Source organism: Qipengyuania psychrotolerans, from assembly GCF_019711355.1.
GTDB lineage: Bacteria > Pseudomonadota > Alphaproteobacteria > Sphingomonadales > Sphingomonadaceae > Qipengyuania > Qipengyuania psychrotolerans.
Genome location: NZ_CP081297.1, coordinates 2,099,401 through 2,114,813, shown reverse-complemented (window position 1 = coordinate 2,114,813; position 15,413 = coordinate 2,099,401). Strand labels below are relative to the sequence as shown.

Below are 15,413 nucleotides of genomic sequence, written 5' to 3'. Positions count from 1 at the left end.
TAAGGTCGACCGAACAGCCCGCTAAAATTTGCACCGGAGGCCAATTGGCGGTCCGATAGACAAATCAAGCGATCAGAATCGCAAACCGTTCCCGAACCATCAAAAGTTAGAAACGTCAGGCTTTGGGGGCGCTGAGGAGCTTCTCACCCTTGCTGCGAATGGCAGATTTGATCATTGGTTCCACGAAGGAAAGTGCAGCCGGAAGGTCCACCTCGAATACCACTTGCGTGTCTTCGATCAGCACGCGGGATTGAAGTGTCTGGCCCATCGTCACCACTCCGACCGACATCGTGTCCTCGTCGGGCCAGGCAACCTGGACGTCGGCTGCTCCGCCAGGCACCGCATCGCTGATCTCGTGACTGCGGCTGCGGAGACGGTGGCGTACCTCATCCTTGGTGAGGTTGTGTTTTATCGGAACGCGCATCAGCTCTTGTGCTCCAGTTGCGGGCTGGTTTCAGCGCCTTCGCCGAACTTGTAATCGAGATAGCGGTGCTTGATCGCCAGATCGTCGAGCGAACCTTCGGCAAGCTGGCGCGTAATCGAATCGATCTCGCCGCTGATCTTGGACAGGCTGCCAGTCAGCTGTTCGTCCGGTGTTGCTCCGGCGCGCTTTTCGGTCCGCATATGGGCGGGGATGCGCTGATAGCTGTCGATCATCTCGGGCAATTGCTCACCCACCAGGCTGCGCACTTCGCGGGCCTTGGGGTGGTTCTGGTCCAGTCCCTGAAGCTGCAGTCCGAGCGCATCGAGCTGGACCCCCATGTCTCCGACAATTTTGGCCGCGGGTGGGGGAAGTGCAGGGCGCTGGTGTTCCAGCCACAATTCCGTGCGGCTGACCATCTGCTGGACATTGCCCTTGTTTATGTCGGTTCGAGTGGGGACCTTGATCTTCTGGCTCATCACGCCGCCGAAAAGCAGCACCATCACCATGAAGGTGATCATGACGCCCCAAAATCCGATGCCGTTCAGGATTGCGCCTGCGAGGCCGGCTGCAATCAGTATGCCCACGAAACCGATGGCAAGCTGAACCAGCTTCTTGGTGAAATGCTTCGACTTGAGGCCTGCGGAGCCCTTGCCAATTGAAGCATCCCGCCGGTGGCGGCCACCATCGCGATTGTCGTCGCGGACAATGCGCGCTTCCTGCAGGATCCGGTCGCTTTCTTTGGTCAGGTCACTCACCGCAAAGCCTCCGTTAGCCTTCTATGCTCAGCAGGCCGGATTCGGCTACCTGCTTCTGCGCCTGGGACTGGCCTTCAGCACGGGCGATATAGCCTTTCGACTTTTCGACTTCGCTGGTCAGCAGGGTCACGGTCTGCTTCATGCTGTCGAGCGCGCGGACCTTGAATTCGTCGACTTCATCCATGGTATCGTAGATGTTCTGGAAGGCGCGCTGGAGCGTTTCTAGCGGAATGGTGCTGGCTGCTGCCTGTTCGTGGATCTTACCGGTCTGTTCGCGGAGCAGGGTGCTGGTGGAATCGATGATCCCGGCCGTAGTTTCGTTGAGCGCAGTGATCTGGCCGAGCACGAGACGCTGGTTGGTCATGGCTTCTGCCACGGTCACGGCAGTACGCAGTGCACCCACTGTAGTGGTGCTGGCGCGATCAACGCCCTTCACCAGCTCGACATTGTTCTTCTTGACCAGGTCGAGGGCAAGGTAGCCCTGGACACTGACTGCCATCTGGGTCAGCAAATCCTGCGTGCGCTGGCGGACATAGAACAGCGCCGTTTCGCGGACTGCCTTGGCCTTCGCCGGATCGGTGGCGTCGAGCTCTACGGCTTTTTCTTCCAGCTTGCCGTCGAGCGTGTTGGAAATGTGGATCATCTGTTCCAGATTTCCCATCGCTTCCCACAGCTTCTGGCGCTCGACGTCGATCGCGGCATTATCCATGATCAGTTCGTCCTTGCCGCTGGCAAGATTCGAAAGGATCGACTGAATGTGGGTCTGCGCGCTTTGATAGCTGCGGAAGTAATTCGTCAGCTTGTTTCCGAATGGAATGATGCCGAGGATCTTGCGCGTGCCCGACAGTTTGCCGCGCTTGCCTGGGTCGAGTTCTTCCACAACGCGGCGTAGTTCGGACAGGTTGGCGCCAACGCCTTCGTCCTTGTCCATTGCGCGGACCGGACGATCGAGGAAGCGGTTCGACATTCCTGCCGCTGCCATGATTTCCTTGCGGCCCATATTGGTCAACTGATCGACCTTCTTGCCGAACTCGGGCGAATTCGCGTCTTGGCTGATCAGGTCCATGACGAATCCGTCGACCTTGGTTTCGAGCTTGCTCTTCACTTCTTCCGATACGGGCACGAGACCGGCGGCCTTTTCAGGCGCGACGGCCGGCACCGGATCGGGCGGCGTCAGATCGAATTCAGGCGGAGCCATAGTCGCCGTGGCGGCGGGCTTGGCGTCGGACGGTGCGGCGGCAGCCTGGGGCTTTTCGTCACTCATGGAATTCAGCAGACCTCCCGGAAAATTTCTCTTCTGTATTAGGTCTCTATAACACGAGTTTCAAGATGCCATCACACGCTGGCGACCGAAATCCTTTGGATTGGGCAGCTTGTGGCGGTCTCAGGCCGCCAGATCAAGCGGCTGGATCTCGCCGGAAAGGTAAAGCCGCTTCGCCTTGGCGCGGCTGAGCTTGCCCGAGCTGGTGCGCGGCAATGTGCGCGGCGGCACGAGTTCAACTACACAGCTCATGCCGGTAACGCCGCGGACCTTGTCGGCGATCTGGTCGCGCAGTTTGACCCGCTCTTCAGGTTCGGAAACGCGGCAATGTACCAGAACGGCGGGTGCTTCCTCGCCATTTTCCATATCAACCGAAAATGCGGCGATGTCGCCGTGGTTGAAGCCGGGCAATTGCTCAACCGCCCACTCGATATCCTGCGGCCAGAGGTTCTTGCCGTTGATGATGATCATGTCCTTGGCCCGGCCGACGATGAACAGATAACCGTCAGCCTGATAACCCATGTCGCCTGTATCGAGCCAGCCGTCGACGAGGCATTCCTCGGTGGCTTCCTCGTTGCGGAAATAAGAGTGCATGACGCTGGTACCACGGCACCAGACCTTGCCGATTTGATGGTCCGCCCTGATGCTTCCATCCTCGGCGCGAATTTCGACTTCCATGCCGGGCAGCGCCTTGCCGCAATTCACGATGGCGCGGTAGCGGGCAGGGTGCGACAGGTCACGCGGACGGCCCGAGAGACGCTCTTCCTCGACCAGTTCGACACGGATACCTTCTCGCGGCGGCATGACGGTCACGGCGAGCGTCGCCTCGGCAAGCCCATAGCTGGGGGTGAATGCGCTTGCATCGAAACCGGCCTGCGCGAACGCGTTCACGAAGCTCTGCATGACATCGGGGCGGATCATGTCTGCGCCGTTACCTGCGGTGCGCCAGCGCGACAGGTCGAAGCGTTCGTCGACATGGCTTTGACTGGAAATACGCCGCGCGCAAATATCATAACCGAAGGTGGGGGAATAGCTGAGCGTATTGCCCTTGTTGCGGCTGATGAGATCGAGCCATGCCAGCGGGCGGCGGGCGAAATGTTCGGTCTTGAGATAATCTACCGAAGCCTGGTTGGCGATCGGTGACAGCAGGCATCCGACAAGGCCCATATCGTGATACCACGGCAGCCAGCTGACGACGCGATCATTCTCGCCAAGGTCGACGCCGGTCGAATGGCCGAACAGATTATGCAGCAGCGCCTTGTGCGTTACCGCAACGCCGGTGGGGAAGCGGGTCGATCCGCTCGAATACTGGAGATAGCAGATGTCATCCGGCTGCGCTTCGGGCAGCTCGCATTCGGGGTCGGGACGCTGGGCGAAATCTTCCCAGCTCTGGCCTTCGCACCCTTGCCGCTCGGCAGCTGCCTGGGCCATCTCCTCGATTTCAGCAGGATAGATCAGGATCTTGGGATCGCTGCTCTGCAACTGAACGGAAAGCTGGTCGATATAACCTTCCTTGCCGCCGAATCCGGTGGGCAAAGGCAAAGGCACGGGCCAGGCGCCGACATAGGTGCAGGCGCAAAACAGCGCCGCAAATTCGGGGCAGGTTTCCGCGATCAGGGCGACACGATCTTCCTTGCCGATTCCGGCAGCGGCCATCTGGCGCGCGAGTTTCAGCGCATCGCTGCGCATTTCGCTGAACGGGTAGGGGCGAACAAGGTCGCCGCGCATATCATGAAAATTGAGGCCCTTCTGGCTCTGCGCGGCGTAGTCGACGGCCTCGTTGAAGGTGTCGAAATCGGCCCTGCGCCTAGGAAGGTCGCAATCGTTGGGTGTCGGCGTCAATATGGCGTCGGTCATTGTTTTTAGCGATTCCCGTGAAATATCAGCGCCTTGCGGCATTTCTCATGATCCTCTTGAACCGCGATCCCGGCTGCGGCCTCATATCGAGCTTTCCCATTCGATAAGGAGTGTGGCACGAATATGGCCGATGGTTGAAACTAACGCAACATCGAGGCGCACCCGTCGCAAGCCAAAGCCGCTCGACCGCACCAGGCTGAGGGACTTTGCGCTATCCTATGTGGCGCGTTTCGCAACCAGTGCGGGCAAGCTGGAAGCTTACCTGAGACGCAAGCTGCGCGAGCGCGGTTGGGAAGACGAGGGCGAGCCGGAAATCGATGATCTGGTCGCTGATTTCGTCGACAAGGGTTATGTCGATGATCGCGGCTTCGGAAAAATGAAAGCGGGCGGCTTGCTGGCGCGCGGCTACGGCGCAAGGCGAGTGGACGAAACCCTGCGCGCGGCTGGGCTCGAGGAGGGGCTTCGCAGCGAACTGGCACCGGGTGAACGCGAAGCGCGAATGGCCGCATTGGCGCTGGCCAAACGGAGGCGGCTTGGGCCGTTTGGCAGCGCGCCAGAAGACGAGCCGGTGGAAAGCCGCCACAAGCGGCGCGAAAAGCAGCTTGCGGCAATGGTTCGAGCGGGCCACACGTTTGCTCACGCTCAGACCATTCTTTCCGCTCCTGACGAGGCAGCGCTGGATGAGTGGCTGGAAGAAGCCGATCTTTGGGATTGATGGGATGATTCTCGACTACATGAAAAAATACGCGCGCTTCCATATGGCACCGATGGCACTCCTGCTGGCAGCCTGCGCTCCGGCGGGCACAGCCGAGGAAACGACGAGTGTGCCTGCCCAGCAGGCGGACGCGACGCATCCGGTTTCCGGCCTCGAGATCATTCCGGTAACCGTGCGCAGCGGCGACACGGTGCACACTTTTCGTGCAGAACTTGCCGATACGAAAGAGGCACAGGGCCGCGGCCTGATGTTCCGCACCGAACTGGCCGACAACGAAGCGATGATTTTCCCTAGCGAGCCGCAAACGGCGCGCAGTTTCTGGATGAAGAACACGCCGCTGCCGCTCGATATCATTTTCATCGGGACCGACGGACGCATCCTGAACATCGCGGCCATGACCGAGCCCTATTCGCTCGAATCGGTTTATTCGGTCGGCATCACCAGCGGCGTTCTGGAAGTGCGCGGCGGGCTGTCCGAAGAACTCGGCATGGAGCCGGGGGATCTGGTCGAGTGGTGATGATGATTTCTGACATCGTCGTGCTTGGCGCGCGCGCGGGAATCCGCTAGGCGCGCGGCCTATGAACCCTCTGGCAAAGATCTTCACCTGGTGGAACGGTGCCACCATCGGCACAATGCTGTGGTCCTCGCGCAATGGCGAGCATGTCGGCACCGACGCGCAAGGCAATGCGTATTATCGCTCGAAAAAGCGCGGCGAAGGCCAGCGCGAACGTCGCTGGGTCATCTATGAAGGTGCCAACGACGCGAGCCGCGTGCCTGCCGAATGGCACGGCTGGCTGCACGGCGCGGGCGTCGATGTGCCGGAAAGCTATCTTCCCGCAGCGCGCATCTGGGAAGCCGACTATACGCCCAATGCCACCGGCACGCAGACCGCTTACCGGCCGCAGGGCGCGCTCGAGCGCGGCGGCAAACGTGCCAGCGCGGCTGGCGACTATGAAGCCTGGTCGCCGGACGCCTGATCATGGTCCGTGCCGGCGCGCTTCTCTGCAGCCTGCTCTTGGTAGGTGCCTGTTCGCAGGACCCGCCCGAGCCCGAACCAGTCAACACGGAAATCCCGGAAGAATTGCAGCGGGTCCAGTTGCCCGAAATCGCTGCAGCGGAAGCCGGCATAGGCACGCCGCTCGAAGAACGCGTGGCCACCATCGGCCTGCTCAACAAGCGCAATAACGAAACTCAGGATCTGGAACTCAGCCCCGGCCAGCAGCAGCGCGTGGGCGATGTTATCATCCGCCTCGCTTCATGCGAGCGGACAGCGCCGTGGGAAATGCCCCAGGAAACCGGCGCATTCGTGCAGGTACTGGTGCGTGAACGCGGCACCCAGAACGATTTCCGCCGGGTATTTTCCGGCTGGCTGTTTAAGAATTCGCCCAGCCTGAATGTCGTCGAACACCCGATCTACGATGTGTGGATCAAGGACTGCGCGATGGAGTTTCCAGGCGAAGAGTGAGCATTGGCCGCAGCAAAAGCCTGCGGCAGGCTCCCTTGCGGTTCACCGCGCGCAACCCGGAGCTTGGCCAGATATTCCGATTGCGGAATGGCGATGGCACCCATCGACGCAAGGTGATCAGTCATGAACTGGCAGTCCAGCAATTCGTAACCTGCATCGCGCATGGCCGCCACGAGCCATGCAAGCGCCACCTTGCTGGCATTGTCCGTGCGGCTGAACATGCTTTCCCCGCAGAAAACCTTGTCGAATGCGACACCGTAAAGGCCGCCAACCAGTTCGCCTTCCAGCCAGACCTCGACCGAATGAGCGTTACCGGACTGTTGAAGCGCGATGTAGCTCGATTCGATCTGGTGACTGATCCAGCTCTCCGCGTGTTCTTCACGTGGCTCCGCGCAGGCGGCGATGACCGCCGGAAAATCCTTGTCGCAAGTCACTTCGAATCGGTCTTGGCGCAATACCTTGCGAAGGGTGCGCGATGCGCGAAATTCGCCGAGCGGGATGATGGCACGCTCGCGCGGCTCTACCCAATACACCTCGCGGTCATCACGGTGGTCCGCCATGGGGAACACGCCGCTGCGATAAGCGTGGAGCAGAAGTTCCACCGGGATCGTCTCTGGTACAGGTGCGTGCATGGTGCTGGCACCTTAGCAGTTTGCGATTCCATGCGATACGCATCTTGCCAGCATCGCCAACACCGACTAATGCGCCCGCTCGGCTGCAGGGGTGTAGCTCAGCTGGTAGAGCATCGGTCTCCAAAACCGAGGGCCACGGGTTCGAATCCTGTCACCCCTGCCATTTCCTCTTCAATGGCTTGTCGATAACGCATCAGCCCCCTATCGGGCCAAGCATGACAGAAGAAGAAAAGCAAAAGCGCGAACTTGCCGATCGCAAGTTCTATCCGGCAGAACAAGAAGCAAGGTTCGAGAAAAAGAGCCTCGCACAGCAGACGCCGCAGACCGAACACCCATCCTATAAATTGGCATTTCAGGACAAGGACTTCCTCCTGCGCGAGGAGCTGCGACCTGTTCGCTTCCAACTTGAGCTGCTGAAACCTGAAATGATCCTCGACGAGGCCAATGTCGGCTCGACGCTGGTCATGTACGGAAGCGCTCGCATTCCGCCCCCGGAAGCGGCCGAAACTGCCCTCGAAGGCGCGAAGAAACTGCCGGAATACGAACGCAAGGTCGTGGAAAACCTTGTCGCCAAGAGCAAATATTACGGCGAGGCGCAAAAGCTGGCAAAGCTTGCTAGCGAAAAATCGGTCATCGAAAACGGCAAGCGCCAGTTCGTCGTCTGCTCAGGCGGCGGCCCTTCGATCATGGAAGCAGCGAACCGCGGAGCCAGCGAGGCCGGGGCAGAATCGATCGGTCTCAACATCATCCTGCCTCATGAGCAGGCACCCAATTCCTATGTGACACCCTATCTGTCGCTGAACTTCCATTACTTTGCCCTGCGCAAGATGCATTTCCTTCTGCGCGCCCGCGCAGTTGCAGTCTTTCCCGGCGGATTTGGAACGTTCGACGAATTCTTCGAGCTGCTCACATTGATCCAGACTGGAAAGATGAAGCCGATTCCCATCCTGCTGTTCGGCAAGGATTTCTGGACCCGGGTCGTCAACTTCGAAGCAATTGCCGAAGAAGGCACGATTTCGAAGAAGGATCTCGAACTGTTCCACTGGTGCGAAACGGCCGAAGACGCGTGGGATTACCTGTGCGACTTTTACGACCTGGGCTGCCGGTCTTCTTCAGACTAATTTGCGCACTGCCTGGTGTCCGAGTGGGCCCGAGCCTTCGCCGAAGCCGGGCGCATTTTCGATCGCTGCGTAAACAAAGCCGCGTGCCAGCCTGATCGCGTGAGTGGTCGGCTGGCCATAGGCAAGAAACGTCGCCAGCGCTGCTGACAGGGTGCATCCTGTGCCGTGCGTGTGCCGCGTATCGATACGGTGGTGGCCGAAGCTGGCGATCTTGCCGGTAGAGGAAACGACCCGGTCGAGGACGTCGTCGCCTTCGGAGTGGCCGCCCTTGGCAAGGACAATGGTGTCGTGCTTTTCAGCCAATTGCTGTGCTGCGCCAAAGACGTCGTCGTCTTCAATGGTGTCGCGGCCCGTCAGGGCGGCGAGTTCGGGCAGGTTGGGTGTGACGATGGTCGCAATTTCCATCAGCGAACCAAACGCCGCAATGGTTGCCTCGCTCGCAAGTTCCGATCCGCTGGTCGCGGCCATAACCGGATCGAAAATGATGGGGCCTGAAAACGTATCGAGCCGCTCTGCCAGCAACATGGCGATCTGAGGCGAGCCCAGCATCCCTATCTTGATGGCGTCGGCGCCGATGTCGTCGAGGCAGCTATCGACCTGATCCATGACGAGATCAGGGTGCATCACCTCGACGCCTTGGACCCCGCGGGTATTCTGCGCCGTTACCGCCGTAATCGCGGTCATCGCATATCCGCCAAGCATGGTGATGGTCTTGATGTCGGCCTGAATGCCAGCGCCGCCCGAACTGTCGGAACCGGCAATGCTCAGGATGCGGGGAGGTGCGCCGTTCATCCCTTGAACTTCCTGACCGTACTCGCAGGCGCTTTCTCCTGCAGTTTCTTCGATCGTGCCGGGCGGTCCATCAATTCGCCGCCGCAATTTGGGCAAAGATCGTCCAGTTCATCTGCGCAATCGGTGCAGAATGTGCACTCGAAGCTACAGATGAACGCTCCGGGAGCTTCGGCAGGCGTATCAGCACCGCAGCGCTCGCAGTCGGGTCGCATTTCCAGCATCAGGCGGCCTTCTTCACAGCATCGCAAATCCGGTCCACGATGCGTTCGACCTGGGCCGCATCATCGCCTTCGGCCATGACGCGGATAACGGGTTCGGTGCCGGACGGACGGATGACCAGCCTCCCGGTACCCTCGAGCTCTTTTTCTGCTTCGGCAATTACCGCCTTTACGCTTTCCGCATTCAGCGGCTGGCCGCCCGAATAACGCACATTCTTGAGCAATTGGGGGACCGGATCAAAGACGTGCAACAGCTCGCTGGCCGGTTTGCCGGAGCGAACCAGGCTGGCCAGAATGCGCAGCGCCGCCACGGTGCCATCACCCGTAGTGCCGTGGTCAAGCAGGATCATGTGGCCGGATTGTTCACCACCCACATTATAGCCGCCTTCCTTCATTTTCTCGAGAACGTAGCGGTCGCCTACCTTGGCGCGTTCCAGCTTGAGCCCCTGGCTTTCCAGATATCGTTCGAGCCCCAGATTGCTCATGACCGTGGCCACGATGCCGCCGCCTCTCAAATCGCCGCGCGCAAGCAGGCGCGTAGCGATCAGGGCCATGATCTGATCGCCGTCGACTGCCTTGCCTTTTTCGTCGATCACGATCAGCCGGTCGGCATCCCCGTCGAGTGCAATGCCTATATCGGCACCTTCTTCGACAACGCGGGCCTTCAGCGCATCAAGCGAAGTAGAGCCGACATCACGGTTAATGTTCGTGCCGTCAGGCTCGACCCCGATGGCGATGACTTCGGCGCCCAGTTCCCAGATAGCGGACGGCGCGACCTGGTATGCGGCACCGTTTGCGCAGTCGACCACCACCTTCAATCCGTCGAAGCGGATGTCGCTGGCAATCGATTGCTTGATGGCGTGGATATAGCGGCCACGCGCATCGTCGATGCGGCGGGCTCTGCCGATGCGTTCGGCTTCGACCAGCAGCGGCTCCTGTTCGAGCAGGAGTTCAATCGAGGCTTCGGCCGCGTCGGACAGCTTGAAACCGTCCGGGCCGAATAGCTTGATGCCATTGTCCTCGAACGGATTGTGGCTGGCGGAAATCATGACGCCAAGATCGGCGCGCATCTCGCGGGTCAGCAAGGCAATGGCGGGAGTGGGGAGGGGGCCGGTCATGATCACGTCCATTCCCACACTGGTAAAGCCGGCGACCAGCGCGCTTTCCATCATGTAGCCCGACAGCCGGGTGTCCTTGCCGATCACGACACGGTGCCGGTGCCCGCCCCGCAGGAAGTGCGTGCCTGCCGCTTGGCCGACACGCATCGCGGTCGAGGCGGTCATCACACCTTCGTTCGTCCGCCCGCGGATGCCATCGGTACCGAAAAACTTGCGTGCCATTAATTCTGCGCTCCCATGTGCTGACACTCTCTTGGCTATGAATGCGCCGGAATAAAACCCGTGGCGCCAATTTTACATATCGCTATGCAACCACGCGTCTGCCCGTGCGTTGTCAGGGTGAATTGCACGTTTAACACGAATACAAGAAGGGGATCCCTCCATGGCTTTCAAGCTGATCGACCTGCCATACGACGATACTGCACTCGAACCCGCAGTGTCGGCAAAAACACTGTCTTACCATCACGGCAAGCATCACCAGGCGTATATCGACAAGACCAATGCCGCGATCGAAGGCACCGATCATGCGAACAAGAGCCTGGAAGAAGTCATTGCCGCTGCCCGCGGTAGTGACCAGGGATTGTTCAATAACTCGGCTCAGAGCTGGAATCACGGCTTTTACTGGCATTCGATGGCCCCTTCGGAAACCTCCATCTCCGGCGAGTTGCAGAGCATGATCGACGATGCTTTCGGTTCGACCGATGACCTCAAGTCGAAGCTCAAGGAACGCGGCGCAGGCCACTTCGCCAGCGGCTGGGTATGGCTGGCTGAAAAAGACGGCAAGCTGTCGATCGAAGAAACCCATGACGGTGATACGCTGGCCGATCACGAAGGTGTGAACCCGCTGCTCGTCATCGATCTGTGGGAGCACGCGTACTACCTCGACCACCAGAACGCGCGCCCGGCATATCTGGAAGCGGTAAACGCCAAGCTCAACTGGAGCTTTGCCAACGCCAATCTGATCCGCGGCACGACCTGGGAATATCCCGGCTCGTAAGCCACCGCGAAATATGGATTTGGGAGGCCCGTCGCACGAACAGGTGCGGCGGGCCTTTTCTATTCGGCGTTGGTGTTTGTGTCTGGCTCGAAAACGCTGGCGGTGAACAGGGGCTCGCCAAAGATGAAGCCAACCAGATTGGGCCTGCCGATGTGATCGAACAGGGCAGTCAGGATCAGCAGTATCGGCACCGAAAGTAGTGCTCCGAAGGCGCCCCAGATCCAGGTAAAATAGGACAGCGCGATAAGAATCATCACTGGGTTCATGGTGAACCGTGCGCCCAGGATCGAAGGAGTGATGACATTGGCCTCGACCGTATGCAGTCCCAGATAGGCGAGGGCTGGGACAAGGCCGAGCAGGGCCGTATCGGCGGTTCCGATGCCGAATAGTGCCAGCAGACCGACCATCAAGGTGGGTCCGATATAAGGCAGGAAGTTCAGTATCGCGGCCAGCCCGCCCCACATGATCGGCGCGTCGACATCCAGCGCCCACGCACCCAGCGCAACCAAAACACCGACCATGACGTTGATCCAGCCCACGGTGAGAATATAGGCGGCAACGCGGTCTTGAACTTCGCGAAGCACACGCGCAGCGCGGATACTCGCCCCGAAACTTGTACGTCCGAAAAGCAGTTTCTGGCGCAGGCGAACGCGGGCTTCGATCATGAAATAGGCCATGAGCAAGGTCAGGATCACCTCGATCACCACCGTTGGCGTCGCAAAGGCTATTGTTTCGAGGAAGCTCGGGCTGGCCAGCACGACTTCGCGCGGCTCGCCCTCGCGTGCCATCAGGTCTGCAAGTTGCTGGTTGACCTGCGCGACCCAGGAAAAGCGTTCCTGAAGCTCGCCAAACCTTTCACCGACGCGGCGCGCCATGGCTGGCAATTCGTCGAACAGCGAGATTGCGGGTTGCAAGATCAGCGCCAGGGCGAGCAGCAACACGGCGAAAAATACCAACAGCGAAATGAGTGAGGCCAGCACGTTGGGCAGGCCCCAGCCATTCAGCTTGTCGGCAAGCGGCGACAGGATAACGGTCAGGATAATCGCCGTTACGACCGGCAGGAAGACTACCGAGCCGATCGAAAGTACGAAGGGCAACGCCAGGAAGAGCCCCATGCCCAGCAACAGGACAAGCGCCGAAATCAGGCGCAATTCCTGCTGCGCAAAGGCATGACGCGGCCCGTGTGCAGATGGCTGCGGTTGCGGCTCCTGCGATGCTGGCTGTTTGTCGCTCATTCCCCGCCTGTCTGTCTTGGGTTCCGGCTGGGGACAAGCAAATCCGCTTGTCCGTCAGCTGTTTGCCGAAGCGCCTTGGCCAGCGGCAACCTCGTCCAGTTCTTCGAGAATAGCACGGTGAGCCGTATCATCATCGACCGATCGTCTCGGGATGGAACCGTCTTCCAGCATGGAGGTCAGCGTTGCCCGGGCGCGCCCGACGCGGCTCTTGATGGTGCCAACCGCACAGCCGCAGATATTTGCCGCTTCCTCGTAGGAAAATCCGCCAGCGCCCACGAGCAGGAGCGCTTCGCGGCGTTCCGGCGGAAGGGTTAGCAGCGCACGGTGCATGTCGGACAAGTGGATAGGTTCTTCCTGCCCGGCCGGAGCCGTCAAGATGCGCTCGGCGACCGTTTCGTCATATTCTCCGCGGAAGCGATTGCGGCGCATGTCGGTAAGATAGGCGTTGCGCAAAATCACGAAGGTCCACGCGCGCATACTGGTGCCGGGTTGGAACCGCTCCTGGGCAGCCCAAGCTTTGAGGAGTGTTTCCTGCACGAGGTCGTCGGCCATGTCGGCACGGCCGCACAGGCCGCGCGCAAATGCACGCAGGTGGGGGACCACATCGGTCAACTCGCGTTTGAAATCGGCTTTCTCGGAGGCCGTACGTTTCGCGGGCTCCATCAGTCCTTCGAATCCAATTTCGCAAGCAGATCCTTGAATTGATCAGGCAGCGGCTCTTCGACCACGGAATCGTAAAGCTGTCGCAGACCGTTCGCCCATTGAGGCTTGTCATCTGCGCCGCTGTCCGACTTCCGGCTCTTGCCCGCAGGCAACTTTCCTTCGGAAGGTACTGGAGATGTCATTGCTTTAAAAATATGTCCTTGCCCTTAAGGATGGATTACCGGCTCGGGTCCGGAATCATCAATTCAGCGGTCCCATCGTGCACGTGTAACGCAAACAGGCAGATCGGGTTCCAGAGCTTTGTGCAAATAGTGCGATCTGTGTCTTCAATTGGAACCAACGTCCGTCCAGAGATTATAGCTTTGGAGCGCTATCGTGCAGGTGGGGATAAGTTCTGACAGAAACAGAGTTCTTGCAAAGGGGCAGGCGCCAGCGTTGGCTGGTCGATTATCCGCGCGCAGTTCCGTTGCTGATCTTCCTCCTGGTCGCGGCTGTGACAATGGTCAGCGTGTTCGCGATCGAGAGTGGGCAGCGCGTGCGCGAAAGCGCGGAGCTGAGCCGCAAGTCGCAAGCCATGGTTTCCGCTGTCGAACGCCGGGCATATTCGAACTCCGCGTTCTTGAGGGCAGCCGCTGCGCTGTTCAGTTCGCAGGACGAGGTCGGCGTTGAAACCTTCCGCCAGTTTGTCGCAGAATTGCGGCTCGATGCAGACTACCGCGGTGCTGAAGGTATCGGATGGGCGCCGGTTGTCAGTTCTGGCGAAGTTGCCGCGATAGAAGACATTCTGAGCGAGGGGCGAGTTTCGCGCATTCGGGTCACTCCAAGCATTGCGGCAGAGCCCCGGTCCGAAGTCGTGCCGGTTCTTTTCCTGCAACCGGACACGCTCAGGAATCGGCGCGCACTTGGGTTTGATATGTATTCAGAGCCGGTACGGCGAGCCGCGATGGACGAAGCGACCCGCACGGAACGCCCGACCGCTACCGGCAGGATCACCTTGATCCAGGAGGGCGGTGGTACTGAACCCGGCTTCATTATATATATGCCGGTCTACGAAGGCGGGCCCGGAGATCGCAGACTCAAGGGCTTCGTCTACAGCCCCTTCACCGCAAATCAGTTTCTCTCTTCCGCAGCCGAACTGGTAGCCGGCGAAGACAGCGGTGTCCGGCTTTATGATGTCGCTGACGATGGCAGGGACCTGCTTGCGGAATTGTCTACCTGGCAGTCCGGTCACGAAACTGTTGAGCGCAAGGTCAGCCTCGCCAATCGTGAAATGATGCTGGTTGTCCAGTCAACCTCCGACCAGACACTCTCATCGATGTCCATGATCACGCTGTTGTTCGGGCTGGCTGTTGCCAGCCTGTTACTGGTGGTCGCCAGGCTTCTTACACAGCAGGCACAGGAAGACAGCCGCTCCCTTGATTGGTTCGCCGAACAAAATTCAATTCGCAACTCACTGACGCGGGAGCTCAATCACCGGGTCAAGAATACGCTCGCGAATGTCCTTTCCATCGTGTCGCTGACCCGTCGCAGAGCCGATAATCTCGATGATTTCGCGGAAGGTATCGACAGCCGTATCCGGGCGCTATCAGCTACTCATGACCTGTTGACGCACTCGGAATGGGGCTCGACCCCCCTCAGTTCGGTAATCCAGGTCGAGCTTGCCCCGTATACGAACGATCAGGATCACGAAATTGTCGCCGAAGGGCCCGATGTCGAATTGGCTCCCAACGACGCCCTATCATTAGGCCTTGCTGTCCACGAACTGGTTACGAATGCGGCGAAGTATGGTGCCCTGAGTGTTCCAGGCGGCAAGATCGCGATTATCTGGACCTTGGTGAATGAACGCCTCGCGCGGGTCGACTGGACCGAAAGCGGCGGGCCGCGCGTCGTTGAGCCGCAGAAGCGCGGATTTGGCACTGACTTGATCGAGAAGATCGTCGCCCATGAACTACGCCATCCGGTCGAGCTGGAGTTCCTCCCAACAGGAGTTCGCTGCAAATTGCTGGTACCGGTGCGCAAGCGGGATGAGTTCACCCTGCGTACGACACCGCAACCCGGCGCATAGGGGGCCTGGCAGGGCTTCACACAGGAAGCCGGCATCCTGCCATCAGATCACACGAAAAGGGCCGCCAGGAGGTTATTCCAGGCGGCCCATTCTTT

18 protein-coding genes and 1 tRNA gene are annotated in these 15,413 nt (G+C 59.7%); 8 read left to right on the top strand and 11 right to left on the bottom strand.

All coding sequences use genetic code 11. The annotated features are described in order from the left end of the window. Positions 1 to 115: 115 nt before the first annotated feature. The 4 genes from K3166_RS10390 to K3166_RS10375 all read right to left on the bottom strand — a co-directional run bounded on the left by K3166_RS10390 (position 116) and on the right by K3166_RS10375 (position 4,297). Positions 116 to 424, bottom strand: coding sequence for a polyhydroxyalkanoic acid system family protein (locus K3166_RS10390; RefSeq protein WP_221422160.1), 309 nt, complete (start codon positions 422 to 424; stop codon positions 116 to 118). Beyond that, the gene (locus K3166_RS10385; protein ID WP_221422159.1) at positions 424 to 1,179 is read right to left on the bottom strand and encodes a hypothetical protein; all 756 of its coding nucleotides are present in this window, start codon (positions 1,177 to 1,179) and stop codon (positions 424 to 426) included. Before K3166_RS10385 ends, K3166_RS10390 begins: the two co-directional genes overlap by 1 nt. A gap of 13 nt (positions 1,180 to 1,192) precedes the next feature. Further along, on the bottom strand, positions 1,193 to 2,443 hold the full coding sequence (locus K3166_RS10380; protein WP_221422158.1) for a toxic anion resistance protein: 1,251 nt from the start codon (positions 2,441 to 2,443) through the stop codon (positions 1,193 to 1,195). A 120-nt stretch (positions 2,444 to 2,563) separates the two neighbouring features. Further along, positions 2,564 to 4,297, bottom strand: a complete 1,734-nt coding sequence (locus K3166_RS10375; RefSeq protein WP_221422157.1) for a fatty acyl-AMP ligase — start codon at positions 4,295 to 4,297, stop codon at positions 2,564 to 2,566. A 130-nt stretch (positions 4,298 to 4,427) separates the two neighbouring features. Between K3166_RS10375 and K3166_RS10370 the strand changes: the two genes are divergently transcribed. The 4 genes from K3166_RS10370 to K3166_RS10355 all read left to right on the top strand — a co-directional run bounded on the left by K3166_RS10370 (position 4,428) and on the right by K3166_RS10355 (position 6,477). Further along, positions 4,428 to 5,012 (top strand): regulatory protein RecX, encoded by a 585-nt coding sequence (locus tag K3166_RS10370; RefSeq protein WP_221422156.1) that lies wholly within the window; start codon positions 4,428 to 4,430, stop codon positions 5,010 to 5,012. After that, positions 4,978 to 5,529 (top strand): DUF192 domain-containing protein, encoded by a 552-nt coding sequence (locus K3166_RS10365; RefSeq protein ID WP_247714612.1) that lies wholly within the window; start codon positions 4,978 to 4,980, stop codon positions 5,527 to 5,529. Before K3166_RS10370 ends, K3166_RS10365 begins: the two co-directional genes overlap by 35 nt. Positions 5,530 to 5,590: 61 nt before the next feature. Then, entirely contained in the window at positions 5,591 to 5,989 is a 399-nt protein-coding gene (locus K3166_RS10360; protein WP_221422155.1) for an NADH:ubiquinone oxidoreductase subunit NDUFA12, read from the top strand. A gap of 2 nt (positions 5,990 to 5,991) precedes the next feature. After that, positions 5,992 to 6,477, top strand: coding sequence for a DUF2155 domain-containing protein (locus tag K3166_RS10355; protein WP_221422154.1), 486 nt, complete (start codon positions 5,992 to 5,994; stop codon positions 6,475 to 6,477). Here K3166_RS10355 and aat read toward each other — a convergent pair. Further along, positions 6,426 to 7,109 carry a leucyl/phenylalanyl-tRNA--protein transferase gene (gene aat, locus K3166_RS10350; protein ID WP_221422153.1) on the bottom strand — a complete coding sequence of 228 codons (684 nt, stop codon included), beginning with the start codon at positions 7,107 to 7,109 and terminating at the stop codon, positions 6,426 to 6,428. The two genes, K3166_RS10355 and aat, sit on opposite strands and share 52 nt — an antisense overlap. A gap of 87 nt (positions 7,110 to 7,196) precedes the next feature. Here aat and K3166_RS10345 point away from each other — a divergent pair. Both K3166_RS10345 and K3166_RS10340 read left to right on the top strand, forming a co-directional pair. Continuing rightward, positions 7,197 to 7,272, top strand: a tRNA-Trp gene (locus tag K3166_RS10345). Between the two features lie 52 nt (positions 7,273 to 7,324). After that, on the top strand, positions 7,325 to 8,230 hold the full coding sequence (locus tag K3166_RS10340; protein WP_221422152.1) for an LOG family protein: 906 nt from the start codon (positions 7,325 to 7,327) through the stop codon (positions 8,228 to 8,230). Here the strand turns inward: K3166_RS10340 and thiD are convergent. Genes thiD through glmM form a run of 3 tightly spaced genes read right to left on the bottom strand, consistent with a single transcriptional unit; the run spans position 8,222 to position 10,580 of the window. Beyond that, the gene (gene thiD, locus K3166_RS10335; protein ID WP_221422151.1) at positions 8,222 to 9,022 is read right to left on the bottom strand and encodes a bifunctional hydroxymethylpyrimidine kinase/phosphomethylpyrimidine kinase; all 801 of its coding nucleotides are present in this window, start codon (positions 9,020 to 9,022) and stop codon (positions 8,222 to 8,224) included. The genes K3166_RS10340 and thiD overlap by 9 nt on opposite strands. After that, positions 9,019 to 9,243 carry a DUF1272 domain-containing protein gene (locus tag K3166_RS10330; protein WP_221422150.1) on the bottom strand — a complete coding sequence of 75 codons (225 nt, stop codon included), beginning with the start codon at positions 9,241 to 9,243 and terminating at the stop codon, positions 9,019 to 9,021. Before K3166_RS10330 ends, thiD begins: the two co-directional genes overlap by 4 nt. Further along, on the bottom strand, positions 9,243 to 10,580 hold the full coding sequence (gene glmM / locus K3166_RS10325) for a phosphoglucosamine mutase (RefSeq protein ID WP_221422149.1): 1,338 nt from the start codon (positions 10,578 to 10,580) through the stop codon (positions 9,243 to 9,245). The genes K3166_RS10330 and glmM overlap by 1 nt, the downstream gene beginning before the upstream one ends. A gap of 160 nt (positions 10,581 to 10,740) precedes the next feature. Here glmM and K3166_RS10320 point away from each other — a divergent pair, with 160 nt between their 5' ends. Further along, positions 10,741 to 11,355, top strand: a complete 615-nt coding sequence (locus K3166_RS10320; protein WP_221422148.1) for a superoxide dismutase — start codon at positions 10,741 to 10,743, stop codon at positions 11,353 to 11,355. A 59-nt stretch (positions 11,356 to 11,414) separates the two neighbouring features. Here the strand turns inward: K3166_RS10320 and K3166_RS10315 are convergent, their stop codons facing one another. From K3166_RS10315 to K3166_RS10305, 3 genes are read right to left on the bottom strand one after another with little or no spacing between them, the layout of a single operon-like run. After that, the gene (locus K3166_RS10315; protein WP_221422147.1) at positions 11,415 to 12,590 is read right to left on the bottom strand and encodes an AI-2E family transporter; all 1,176 of its coding nucleotides are present in this window, start codon (positions 12,588 to 12,590) and stop codon (positions 11,415 to 11,417) included. 54 nt (positions 12,591 to 12,644) lie between these two features. Next, the gene (locus K3166_RS10310; RefSeq protein WP_221422146.1) at positions 12,645 to 13,253 is read right to left on the bottom strand and encodes a sigma-70 family RNA polymerase sigma factor; all 609 of its coding nucleotides are present in this window, start codon (positions 13,251 to 13,253) and stop codon (positions 12,645 to 12,647) included. Then, positions 13,253 to 13,435, bottom strand: a complete 183-nt coding sequence (locus K3166_RS10305; RefSeq protein WP_221422145.1) for a NepR family anti-sigma factor — start codon at positions 13,433 to 13,435, stop codon at positions 13,253 to 13,255. The genes K3166_RS10310 and K3166_RS10305 overlap by 1 nt, the downstream gene beginning before the upstream one ends. Before the next feature lie 230 nt (positions 13,436 to 13,665). Between K3166_RS10305 and K3166_RS10300 the strand changes: the two genes are divergently transcribed. Further along, the gene (locus K3166_RS10300; RefSeq protein WP_247714611.1) at positions 13,666 to 15,318 is read left to right on the top strand and encodes a CHASE domain-containing protein; all 1,653 of its coding nucleotides are present in this window, start codon (positions 13,666 to 13,668) and stop codon (positions 15,316 to 15,318) included. Positions 15,319 to 15,413 lie beyond the last annotated feature (95 nt).

What these genes read in the sequence shown, in the direction of transcription:
- K3166_RS10390 (WP_221422160.1), bottom strand. Translation starts at nt 424, where the DNA reads ATGCGCGTTCCGATAAAACACAACCTCACCAAGGATGAGGTACGCCAC.
- K3166_RS10380 (WP_221422158.1), bottom strand. Translation starts at nt 2,443, where the DNA reads ATGAGTGACGAAAAGCCCCAGGCTGCCGCCGCACCGTCCGACGCCAAG.
- K3166_RS10375 (WP_221422157.1), bottom strand. Translation starts at nt 4,297, where the DNA reads ATGACCGACGCCATATTGACGCCGACACCCAACGATTGCGACCTTCCT.
- K3166_RS10370 (WP_221422156.1), top strand. Translation starts at nt 4,428, where the DNA reads ATGGTTGAAACTAACGCAACATCGAGGCGCACCCGTCGCAAGCCAAAG.
- K3166_RS10365 (WP_247714612.1), top strand. Translation starts at nt 4,978, where the DNA reads ATGAGTGGCTGGAAGAAGCCGATCTTTGGGATTGATGGGATGATTCTC.
- K3166_RS10360 (WP_221422155.1), top strand. Translation starts at nt 5,591, where the DNA reads ATGAACCCTCTGGCAAAGATCTTCACCTGGTGGAACGGTGCCACCATC.
- K3166_RS10355 (WP_221422154.1), top strand. Translation starts at nt 5,992, where the DNA reads ATGGTCCGTGCCGGCGCGCTTCTCTGCAGCCTGCTCTTGGTAGGTGCC.
- aat (WP_221422153.1), bottom strand. Translation starts at nt 7,109, where the DNA reads ATGCACGCACCTGTACCAGAGACGATCCCGGTGGAACTTCTGCTCCAC.
- K3166_RS10340 (WP_221422152.1), top strand. Translation starts at nt 7,325, where the DNA reads ATGACAGAAGAAGAAAAGCAAAAGCGCGAACTTGCCGATCGCAAGTTC.
- thiD (WP_221422151.1), bottom strand. Translation starts at nt 9,022, where the DNA reads ATGAACGGCGCACCTCCCCGCATCCTGAGCATTGCCGGTTCCGACAGT.
- K3166_RS10330 (WP_221422150.1), bottom strand. Translation starts at nt 9,243, where the DNA reads ATGCTGGAAATGCGACCCGACTGCGAGCGCTGCGGTGCTGATACGCCT.
- glmM (WP_221422149.1), bottom strand. Translation starts at nt 10,580, where the DNA reads ATGGCACGCAAGTTTTTCGGTACCGATGGCATCCGCGGGCGGACGAAC.
- K3166_RS10320 (WP_221422148.1), top strand. Translation starts at nt 10,741, where the DNA reads ATGGCTTTCAAGCTGATCGACCTGCCATACGACGATACTGCACTCGAA.
- K3166_RS10315 (WP_221422147.1), bottom strand. Translation starts at nt 12,590, where the DNA reads ATGAGCGACAAACAGCCAGCATCGCAGGAGCCGCAACCGCAGCCATCT.
- K3166_RS10310 (WP_221422146.1), bottom strand. Translation starts at nt 13,253, where the DNA reads ATGGAGCCCGCGAAACGTACGGCCTCCGAGAAAGCCGATTTCAAACGC.
- K3166_RS10305 (WP_221422145.1), bottom strand. Translation starts at nt 13,435, where the DNA reads ATGACATCTCCAGTACCTTCCGAAGGAAAGTTGCCTGCGGGCAAGAGC.